This window comes from Streptomyces palmae, assembly GCF_004684805.1.
Classification (GTDB): Bacteria; Actinomycetota; Actinomycetes; order Streptomycetales; family Streptomycetaceae; genus Streptomyces; species Streptomyces palmae.
Genome location: NZ_SRID01000263.1, coordinates 1 through 10,039, shown reverse-complemented (window position 1 = coordinate 10,039; position 10,039 = coordinate 1). Strand labels below are relative to the sequence as shown.

Annotated in this window: 9 protein-coding genes and 1 pseudogene; 5 read left to right on the top strand and 5 right to left on the bottom strand. The window is 70.6% G+C overall.

The window, feature by feature from the left end:
- Positions 1–38 precede the first annotated feature (38 nt).
- Positions 39–641, top strand: a pseudogene (locus E4099_RS35320) (hypothetical protein); the annotation flags it as partial.
- 748 nt (positions 642–1,389) lie between these two features.
- Entirely contained in the window at positions 1,390–1,602 is a 213-nt protein-coding gene (locus E4099_RS23060; protein ID WP_135341026.1) for a hypothetical protein, read from the top strand.
- Between the two features lie 60 nt (positions 1,603–1,662).
- Here E4099_RS23060 and E4099_RS23055 read toward each other — a convergent pair whose 3' ends face one another.
- A complete protein-coding gene (locus E4099_RS23055; RefSeq protein ID WP_135341025.1) occupies positions 1,663–2,070 on the bottom strand; it encodes a metal-sensitive transcriptional regulator in 408 nt (135 codons plus the stop codon).
- A gap of 193 nt (positions 2,071–2,263) precedes the next feature.
- Between E4099_RS23055 and E4099_RS23050 the strand changes: the two genes are divergently transcribed.
- Positions 2,264–2,884, top strand: a complete 621-nt coding sequence (locus E4099_RS23050; RefSeq protein WP_135341024.1) for a DUF47 domain-containing protein — start codon at positions 2,264–2,266, stop codon at positions 2,882–2,884.
- Between the two features lie 6 nt (positions 2,885–2,890).
- Entirely contained in the window at positions 2,891–3,889 is a 999-nt protein-coding gene (locus E4099_RS23045) for an inorganic phosphate transporter (protein WP_135341023.1), read from the top strand.
- Between the two features lie 426 nt (positions 3,890–4,315).
- Here E4099_RS23045 and pstB read toward each other — a convergent pair whose 3' ends face one another.
- The 4 genes from pstB to pstS form a co-directional block, all read right to left on the bottom strand.
- A complete protein-coding gene (gene pstB / locus E4099_RS23040) occupies positions 4,316–5,092 on the bottom strand; it encodes a phosphate ABC transporter ATP-binding protein PstB (protein ID WP_135341022.1) in 777 nt (258 codons plus the stop codon).
- Positions 5,093–5,230: 138 nt separating this feature from the next.
- Positions 5,231–6,310, bottom strand: a complete 1,080-nt coding sequence (pstA, locus tag E4099_RS23035) for a phosphate ABC transporter permease PstA (protein ID WP_135341021.1) — start codon at positions 6,308–6,310, stop codon at positions 5,231–5,233.
- Entirely contained in the window at positions 6,307–7,350 is a 1,044-nt protein-coding gene (gene pstC / locus E4099_RS23030) for a phosphate ABC transporter permease subunit PstC (protein ID WP_135341020.1), read from the bottom strand. The genes pstA and pstC overlap by 4 nt, the downstream gene beginning before the upstream one ends.
- A 95-nt stretch (positions 7,351–7,445) precedes the next feature.
- Positions 7,446–8,570 carry a phosphate ABC transporter substrate-binding protein PstS gene (gene pstS, locus E4099_RS23025; protein WP_135341019.1) on the bottom strand — a complete coding sequence of 375 codons (1,125 nt, stop codon included), beginning with the start codon at positions 8,568–8,570 and terminating at the stop codon, positions 7,446–7,448.
- A gap of 355 nt (positions 8,571–8,925) precedes the next feature.
- On the opposite strand from pstS, the gene E4099_RS23020 reads away from it, so the two are divergent.
- Positions 8,926–9,996 (top strand): C40 family peptidase, encoded by a 1,071-nt coding sequence (locus tag E4099_RS23020; RefSeq protein WP_245245106.1) that lies wholly within the window; start codon positions 8,926–8,928, stop codon positions 9,994–9,996.
- Positions 9,997–10,039 lie beyond the last annotated feature (43 nt).

Here is a 10,039-nt window from a genome sequence, read left to right as displayed (position 1 = left end):
CCTCCGCACGGGGGTTCCGGGAGGCGGCCGGGCGACCGGTGGCCACCGTGCTGTCCGGGGGCCTGGTGGCCGGGCTGCTGGTGACGGGCGCGGGGTGCTCGGCGCCCGGCTCGTCCAGGAGCGCGGTGGTGGAGGGGCGGTCCGGGCAGGACGCGGCGGCGGAGCTGCACGGCGCGGCGGACGTGCTGGTGCGGTCCGGGAGTTCGCGGGTGCGGACCACGGTGGAGATGGCCACCGGCGGGACCCGGGTGGCGGTCCGGGGCCGGGGCGACTACGACTTCGGCCGACGGCGCGGGCGGCTGCGGCTGGTGCCGCCCCGGGACGCGGCGGGCGAGGCGGAGCACGCGCCGGTCATCGAGCTGCTGGCGCCCGGGGCGCTGTTCCTGCGCAACCGGGGCGCCGGGGTGCCGGCCGACAAATGGGTACGGGTGGACACCGCCGGCGTGCCGGACGGGAACCTGGTCACCGGTGGGGCCACCGATCCGCTGACCGCCGCCGAACTGCTGAGGGCGGCCCGCGGGGTGCGCCTGGTGGGCGAGGAGCGGCTGGGCGAGGGGAGACCGGTCGGGGGGCCGGGCCCGTCGACCGGCACGGGCTCGCCGGGTGCCGCGGGCCGGGCCGAGGGTGCGGGCTCGTCGGGCGGTACCGGGCTGCCGGGTGGTGCACCCCGGTCCGGCGACGGGGCCGGGCGCGGCGGGGGTGCCGGTCCGGACGGCGGTAGCGGGGCCGTTCCCGGGGCGGATGCCGGCCCACGGCCGGAGACGGGTCCTGAAGGGAGTCGGGGCCCCGCGCCGGAGACGGGTCCCGCAGGGGATCGGGGCACCCGGCCGGAGACGGGCGTGGAAGGGGATCGGGGCCCCGAGGGGGATGGCGCCCCCCGGTCGGACGCCGACCCGGATGCGGAAACCGGCCCCGAAGCGGAAACCGGCCGGGGCACGCGGGTGCGCCACTTCCGCGGGGTCACGGACCTGGGGCGGGCGGCGCGGGTGGCCTCGGTGCGGGTGCGCGGCGCGCTGCGTGCCGCGGCGCGCGGGTTCACCGAGCACACGGTGGCCTTCGACGCCTATCTGGACGAGCGCGGGCGGCTGCGCAAGGTGCGCTACCGGTTCCGGGTGGCCGGCGTGCCGACCGGGGGCCGGGCGCCGGGTGCCGGGAGGGGGCAGGCGGTCGCCTCGACGACCGAGTTGTACGACTTCGGGGTACGGGTCGCCGTACGGCTCCCGGCGCCGGAGGACATCTATACGGGCACGGTCGGGTCACCCGGGGCCTAGCGCCGGGGGGCCTGCGAAATGGTCCGTCCGTGCCATGCGCGCCCGGTGTGGCGGTCCCTACCCTGGGAAGCCGCTGCTCGTAGGTGCGCGCATGTGCTTGTAAGGGGAGGTGAAGCACGTGGTGGCGCGTTGTGGCTCGGCGGGTCCGGATTCCGTGGCCCTGTTCGAGATCGATCTCTACGGTGACCTGATGATCGCCGCGTCGAGCGCGGACGAGGACCGGCTCAGCCCGGACCGGATCGACGAGGTGCTCGGCGTGGGGGCCGACCGGGCCGCCCGGCTGCGGGCGGACCGATCGGATCCAGCCGAAGGCCCGGCCGCCGGGCGGTGATCCCCTGACCGGTTTCGACCGGCGGAATCCCAGCCGCCCGGCCCGGGGCGGAGGGGCGGCTCAGGTGCGGAGCAGCCGGGCGATCGCCGCGGTGGCCTCGGCGACCTTGGCCTCGATCTCGCTCTCACCGGAGGTCTCGTCCTGTGTGGCGCTTTCCACAGCGGCGCTGGCGACACAGTGCCTCAGGTGTTCTTCCAGCAGTTGCAGGGCAAAGGACTGGAGTGCCTTGGTGCTCGCGGACACCTGAGTGAGGATGTCGATGCAGTAGACATCCTCGTCCACCATCCGCTGCAGTCCCCTGATCTGCCCTTCGATACGGCGGAGGCGCTTGAGGTGCTGGTCCTTCTGCTTGGCGTAGCCGTGCGGTCCGTGCGGCCCGTGCTCCCCGTGCGACGCGCACGTCGAGTCGGACGCTCCGGTGGGCTGTGCGCCGGTGACGGCGGTGCTGTCGGCGGCCGTGATGGTCATGGCGTCCCCTCTGTCTCTGCTCTGCGCATCGATACCCTCAGGGGGTATACGTTACCCTATTTGTCCTACCGATTCCGGACCCAGTGCGGAGCAATTTCCTCGATGGGCGACACTGGGGAAGGCCGGTTAGCTGTGGCCGGATGATGCGCCTAGCATCAACGAGACCGAATCCGCTGTACCCCGAGGATCCCCAGTGCGCCTTCGTCTGACCCCCAGGGAGACGAGCTTCTACGACATGTTCTCCGCCTCCGCGGACAACATCGTCACAGGCTCGAAGCTCCTGATGGAACTGCTCGGGGCGGACCCCTCCGCTCGGGCCGAGATCGCCGACCGGATGCGGGCCGCGGAGCACGCGGGGGACGACGCGACGCACGCGATCTTCCACCAGCTGAACTCCTCCTTCATCACGCCGTTCGACCGCGAGGACATCTACTCCCTCGCCTCGTCGCTCGACGACATCATGGACTTCATGGAGGAGGCCGTCGACCTGGTCGTCCTCTACCAGGTCGATCAGCTGCCCAAGGGAGTCGAGCAGCAGATCGAGGTGCTGGCCCGGGCGGCCGAACTGACCGCCGAGGCGATGCCCAACCTGCGGACGATGACCAACCTCACGGAGTACTGGATCGAGGTGAACCGCCTGGAGAACCAGGCGGACCAGATCCACCGCAAGCTGCTGGCCCACCTCTTCAACGGCAAGTACGACGCCATCGAGGTGCTCAAGCTCAAGCAGATCGTGGACGTGCTGGAGGAGGCCGCCGACGCGTTCGAGCACGTGGCCAACACCGTCGAGACCATCGCGGTCAAGGAGTCCTGACCCCCGGTGGACACCTTCGCGCTCGTCGTGACCATCGGGGTCGCGCTCTTCTTCACCTATACCAACGGCTTCCACGACTCGGCGAACGCCATCGCGACCTCGGTCTCCACCCGAGCGCTGACCCCGCGGGCGGCGCTGGCCATGGCCGCGGTGATGAACCTCGCCGGTGCCTTCCTGGGCAGCGGGGTCGCCAAGACGGTCAGTGAGGGGCTGATCGAGACGCCCACCGGCGACAAGGGGATGGGGATCCTCTTCGCCGCACTGGTCGGCGCGATCGTCTGGAACCTGGTCACCTGGTACTTCGGCCTTCCCTCGTCCTCCTCCCACGCCCTGTTCGGCGGCATGGTGGGGGCGGCGCTGGCCGGCGGCATCGACGTCATCTGGTCCGGGGTGATCGAGAAGGTCATCATCCCGATGTTCGTCTCGCCGATCATCGGACTGTTCCTCGGCTATCTGGTGATGCTGGTCATCCTCTGGCTGTTCCGGAATGCCAACCCGCACCGGGCCAAGCGCGGCTTCCGGATCGCCCAGACCGTCTCGGCCGCGGGCATGGCGCTCGGCCACGGCCTCCAGGACGCCCAGAAGACCATGGGCATCGTGGTGATGGCGCTGGTCATCGCGGACGTACAGGACCAGGGCGACAGCATCCCGGTCTGGGTCAAGCTGGTCTGCGCCGCGATGCTCTCGCTGGGTACGTACGCGGGCGGCTGGCGGATCATGCGGACCCTGGGCCGCCGGATCATCGAGCTGGACCCGCCGCAGGGCTTCGCCGCCGAGACCACGGCCGCCTCGGTGATGTACACCGCGTCCTTCATGTTCCACGCGCCGATCTCCACCACGCATGTCATCACCTCGGCGATCATGGGAGTGGGCGCGACCAAGCGGGTCAACGCGGTGCGCTGGGGTGTCGCCAAGAACATCATTCTCGGCTGGTTCATCACGATGCCGGCTGCCGCTCTCGTCGCGGCGGGCAGCTACGAGGTGGTCAGCCTCGCCTTCGGGTGACGTTTTCGGCCGGCTGGTGTGGGTGCGGCTGGGGGTCCGGGGGTTATCCCCCGGGTGGTGCAGCATCACGATGCCGGCTGCCGCTCTCGTCGCGGCGGGCAGCTATGAGGTGGTCAGTCTCGCCTTCGGGTGACGTTTTCGGCGGGCTGGTGTGGGTGCGGCTGGGGGTCCGGGGGTTATCCCCCGGGTGGTGCAGCATCACGGTGCCGGCTGCCGCTCTCGTCGCGGCGGGCAGCTATGAGGTGGTCAGTCTCGCCTTCGGGTGACGCGTTCGATCAACTGGTTCGCCGCCCCGCGGCCTCCGCGCCGCGCACGGCGAACTCCGTACGACGGTTGGGCCCGCCCCCGGGAGAGATCCCGGGGGCGGGCCCTTTCGCCATGCGGTGGCACCGCCATGCAGCACCGCAGGACGCTGGTGGCTGGTGATCAGCCGAAGCGGCCGGAGATGTAGTCCTCGGTCGCCTGGACGGACGGGTTGGAGAAGATCCGCTCCGTCTCGTCGATCTCGATGAGCTTGCCCGGCTGGCCGACGCCGGCCAGGTTGAAGAAGGCGGTGCGGTCCGAGACACGGGCCGCCTGCTGCATGTTGTGCGTCACGATCACGATCGTGAAGCGCTCCTTGAGCTCGCCGATCAGGTCCTCGATGGCGAGGGTGGAGATCGGGTCGAGCGCCGAGCAGGGCTCGTCCATCAGCAGCACCTGCGGCTCGACCGCGATGGCCCGTGCGATGCACAGACGCTGCTGCTGGCCGCCGGAGAGGCCGGCGCCCGGCTTGTTGAGCCGGTCCTTGACCTCGTTCCACAGGTTGGCGCCGCGCAGCGACTTCTCCACGATGTCGGCGAGCTCGCTCTTCTTGTACGAGCCGTTGAGCCGCAGGCCGGCGGCGACGTTGTCGAAGATCGACATGGTGGGGAACGGGTTGGGGCGCTGGAAGACCATGCCGACGGTGCGGCGCACGGCCACCGGGTCGACCCCGGAGCCGTAGAGGTTCTCGTCGTCCAGCATGACCTTGCCCTCGACCCGGCCGCCGGGGGTGACCTCGTGCATGCGGTTGAGGGTGCGCAGGAAGGTGGACTTGCCGCAGCCCGAGGGGCCGATGAAGGCGGTCACGGAGCGGGGCTCGACGGTCATCGATATGTCCTCGATGGCCATGTGGTTGCCGTAGTACGCGGTGAGGCCGCTGACGTCGATGCGCTTGGCCATGGAAATCACTTCTCTTCTTCGGTGTGCGTCCCGCCCGCGGTGCCGTGGGTCCGTGCGGGGAGCGGCCGGAGGGGTGCCGCGGGCGGGGCGCGAGGTCTTGAATGCGCGGGCGCGGAGCGCGTTGCGGGCCGGGGTGGGCTAGCGGCCGGTCTTCGGGGCCTTCCAGCGGGCGATGCCGCGGGCCACCAGGTTGAGGATCATCACGAAGGCGATCAGCACCAGGGCCGCTGCCCAGGCGCGGTCGTACGAGGCGTCCTGGCCGGCCGTCCACTGCTCGTACACGTAGTACGGCAGGGAGGACTGCGGGTCCTCGAACGGGTTGTTGTTGATCGTCTTGCTGCCGAACACCAGCAGCACGATCGGGGCGGTCTCGCCGGCGATGCGGGCGACGGCCAGCATCACGCCGGTGGCGATGCCCCCGATCGCGGTGGGCAGTACGACCTTGAGGATGGTGCGCCACTTGGGCACGCCGAGCGCCAGTGAGGCCTCGCGCAGCTCGTTGGGCACGAGCTTGAGCATCTCCTCGGTGGAGCGGACGACGACCGGCATCATCAGGATCGCCAGGGCCATGGCGCCCGCGAAGCCGGAGTAGTCGAAGTCCAGCCAGAGGATCCAGAAGCTGAGGATGAAAAGGCCGGCCACGATGGACGGGATGCCGGTCATCACGTCGACGAAGAAGGTGACCGCCTTGGCCAGCGCGCCGCGCCCGTACTCCACCAGGTAGATGGCGGTCAGCAGACCGATCGGGGCGGCGATGGCGGTGGCCAGGCCGACCTGCTCCAGGGTGCCGATGATGGCGTGGTAGACGCCGCCGCCGGCCTGGTCGTCGAGCATGCCGGCCATGGAGTGGTTGAGGAAGTCCGCGTTGAGGGCCTTGCTGCCGCGCTTGACGGTCTCGTAGAGCAGGGAGACCAGCGGGATCACGGCGAGCAGGAAGGCCACCCACACCAGGCTGGTGGCGAGCCGGTCCTTGGCCTGCCGGCGGCCCTCGACCACGGTCGAGGCGATGTACGAACCGAGGACGAAGACCAGGGCGGCGATCAGGCCCCACTGGATCCGGCTGTCCAGCCCGGCGACCAGGCCGATGGCGACGCCGACGACGGCCGAGCCCAGGGCGAAGGCCGCGGGGGCCCAGCGGGGGAGCCGGGGCTGCCGCAGGCTGCCGGGGCGGGGAGCACTGCCGGTGACCGCGGGCCGGTCCTTGACGAGGTTGCTCATGCGTTGGCCCCCGAGTACTCCTTGCGGCGCGCGATGACCAGGCGGGCCGCGCCGTTCACCACCAGGGTGATCACGAACAGAACCAGGCCGGAGGCGATCAGCGCGTCCTTGCCCATGTCACCGGAGGCCTCCTTGAAGCTGCTGGCGATGTTCTGGGCGAAGGTGCCGCCGCCGGCGTCCAGCACGCTGGGGACGATGTCCCAGCTGGGGGAGAGCACGGTGGCCACGGCCATGGTCTCGCCGAGCGCGCGGCCCAGGCCCAGCATCGAGGCGCTGATGACGCCGGACCGGCCGAACGGCAGGACCGACATCCGGATGACCTCCCAGCGGGTGGCGCCGAGCGCCAGGGCGGCCTCCTCGTGCATCCGCGGGACCTGCCGGAAGACCTCGCGGCTGACGCTGGTGATGATCGGCAGGATCATGATGGCGAGCAGGATGCCGACGGTGAACAGCGAGCGGGCCGCGCCGTCGTGGTAGGCGAAGATCTTCGTCCAGCCCAGGTAGTCGTCCAGCCACTTGTAGAGGCCTTCCAGGTGCGGGACGAGGAAGAGGCCGCCCCACAGGCCGTAGACGATGCTGGGGATCGCGGCCAGCAGGTCGATCACATAGGCGATCGGGCCGGACAGCCGGCGCGGTGCGTAGTGGGTGATGAACAGCGCGATGGCGATGGCGATCGGGACCGCGAGGGCCATGGCGATGATCGAGCTGACGACGGTGCCGAAGAGCAGGACCGCGATGCCGAAGACCGGCGGGTTGGCGTTGGCGTCCCAGGTGAAGGTGGTGAGGAAGTTGCCTTCGTTGGCGCTGAGCGCGTGGCTGGCCCGGATGGCCAGGAAGCCCGCGATGGCTGCCATGATCACCAGCAGGGTGACGCCGGCTCCGCGGGAGAGGCCGAGGAAGATCTTGTCGCCGATGCGGCCGGTGCCCCTGGCCTCGGCGAGCGGGGCGCGGGGGAGGTCGCCGGGGGCGTCGGCCCCGGTGGTCCGTATGCCGTCCGGGGGAGGCGGGTTCTCGTGCTGGGGTGTTGTCTCGCTCATCATTTCTCCGGTCTGCGGAACCGGGTCGCGGTTCCTGGCGCGGCGGTGCACCGGATGGGGAGGCGGCCGGCCCCGCGGTGGGGGCCGGCCGTGCGGGCTCAGGACAGGGCGGTGACGGTCTCGCGCACCTTGGTGGCGATCTCGGGCGGCAGCGCCGCGTAGCCGCGCTCCTTCAGCACCGACTGGCCGTCCTCGCTGGCCAGGTAGGTCAGGAAGGACTTGGTGGCCTGGAGGGTGTCGGCCTTGTTGCCCTTCTCGCAGGCGATCTCGTACGTGACCAGGGTGATCGGGTACGCGCCCTCGGCCTTGGTGTCGTACGCCAGCTGCAGGGCGAGGTCCTTGCCCTTGCCGACGATCTTGGCCTCGGAGATCGCCTTGGAGGCGTTCTCGGTGGTGGCCTGGACCGGGGCGGCGGCGCCAGTCTTCAGGTCGACGGTGGGGATGCTGCCGGAGGTGGCGTAGGAGAGCTCGAAGTAGGAGATCGCGCCGTTGACCTGCTTGACCTGGGAGGAGACGCCGGCGGAACCGTCCGCGGCCTGGCCGCCCTTGGCCTCCCACGCCTTGCCCGGCTCGTGCGGCCACGCGGACGGGGCGGCGGCCTTGAGGTACTTGGTGAAGTTGTCGGTGGTGCCCGACTCGTCGGAGCGGTGGAACGGCTGGATCTTCAGGTCGGGCAGCTTGGCGCCCGGGTTCAGCTTCTTGATCGCCTCGTCGTTCCAGTTGGTGATCTTCGAGTCGAAGATCTTCGCCAGGGTCTCGGCGTCCAGGGTCAGCTTGTCCAGGTCGCCCACGTGGAAGCCGACCGCGATCGGACCGCCGACCATGGGTATGTCGATGGCCTGGCTGTCGGTGCAGACCTCCTTGGAGGCGGTGACCTCCTCGGGCTTGAGCGCCGAGTCGGAGCCGGCGAACGCGGTCTTGCCCTGGAGGAACTCCTGGATACCCGCGCCGGAGCCGGTGGCCTTGTAGTTGACCTGGGTGTCGCCGCAGGCCGCGGTGTAGTTGCGCACCCACAGGTCCATGGCGTTCTTCTGCGCCGAGGAGCCCGAGGCCAGCAGGCTGCCCTTGCCCTCGCACTTGATGTTCCCGGCCTGCTTGGAGGCGTCGCCACCCGAGGAGCCGCTGTTGTCGTCCGAGCCGCAGGCCGTGAGGGCGAGGAGACCGGAGACGACGAGAGCACCGGCGGCGACGGCGCGAAGCCCGTTCTTGCGCTGAAGCATCACTTTCGGGAGTTCCTTCCAGGAGCCGCCGGTGGGGACGGCGCGCGAGGAGAAGACGTGTGGATGTCTGCTACGTGGTGACGCGGCGGCCGGCCGTGGGCCTGACTCGCACGCGGTAGGGCCGAAATTAGGCAGATGAGATGACAGCGCCGATGGGGGCGAGTGAACGCGGGGTGAACCTCGGCCGTCAGAGCGGTGGCCTTGTGGCGGGGCCGTGACTGCCCGTATGGGACGGAACGTCGTGCCGCTCTGTTGCTTTCCGTGCGGGCATGTCACCATCCGTTCCTACGCGTCGGTAAGGACGCGGTTCGGTACGCGGACGGCCGCACCGGATGGCCGGGACAGGAGGAGGTACGCCGTGGGGCGTGACGGTAGGCGAAGGGGCGCAGGTGTCGCCGCGGGGACCGTACTGGTCTGCGCGGTGGGAATGCTCTCGGTGCCGGACCGGGCGCTGGCCGCTCCCGACAAGCCGGAGCCCCGGTCCACCAAGCGGCTGGAGGAGGTCCACCAGCAGGTGGAGAGCCTCTACCGGCAGGCGGAGGCGGCCACCGACGCGTACAACCTGGCGCGCGGCAAGCAGCTGGCGCAGCAGAAGACCATCGTGCGGATCGCCCGCGACGTGGCGCGCACCAAGAAGGAGATGGCCGCGCTGAAGCGGCAGGTCGGCGCGATGGCCGCGGCCCAGTACCGCGGCGGCTCGGTGCCCGCGGAGTGGAAGCTGGTGCTCTCAGACGACCCGCAGGACCTCATGAGGGGCATCGACCTGGCCCGCAAGGGGCAGCAGGCCGCCCGCGGGGTGATCGGCCGATTGGCCCAGACCCAGGCCACCTTGGACCGCTACGCCGACTCCGCCTCCCAGGAATGGGTGCGGCTGGACGCGAGCCGAAGCCGCAAGGCGGCGGCCCAGAAGCTGATCAAGGCGAAGCTCGCCAAGGCCAAGAAGCTGGAGTCCAAGCTCAAGAAGGACGAGCAGGAGCGGCTGCGCAAGCTGGAGGAGCGGAAGGCCAGGCTGGCGCAGGAGAAGTGGGTCGGCTCGGGGATCCTCGACGACATCGACGGGAAGGCCAGCTCGGCCGGCAAGCGGGCGGTCGAGTTCGCCACCGCGCAGATCGGCAAGGACTACGTATGGGGCGCCGAGGGGCCGGACACCTTCGACTGCTCGGGGCTGACCCTCAAGGCGTGGGCGGCGGCCGGCCGGCCCATTCCGCGGACCTCGCAGGAGCAGTGGCGGCAGCTGCCCCGAGTGGCCGTCGAGGACATGCGCCCCGGTGACCTGATCATCTACTTCAAGGACGCCACCCACGTCGGGATGTACGTGGGCAAGGGCACCATCGTGCACGCGCCGCGCCCGGGGCGTCAGGTGACGCTGGCGGGCGCGGGGTCCATGCCGATCCTGGGTGTGGTCCGCCCGGACAAGACCGCCCACTGACCTCGGGCCCCGGCGCCCGGCCGCCCTCGCGGGCGGGGTGCGG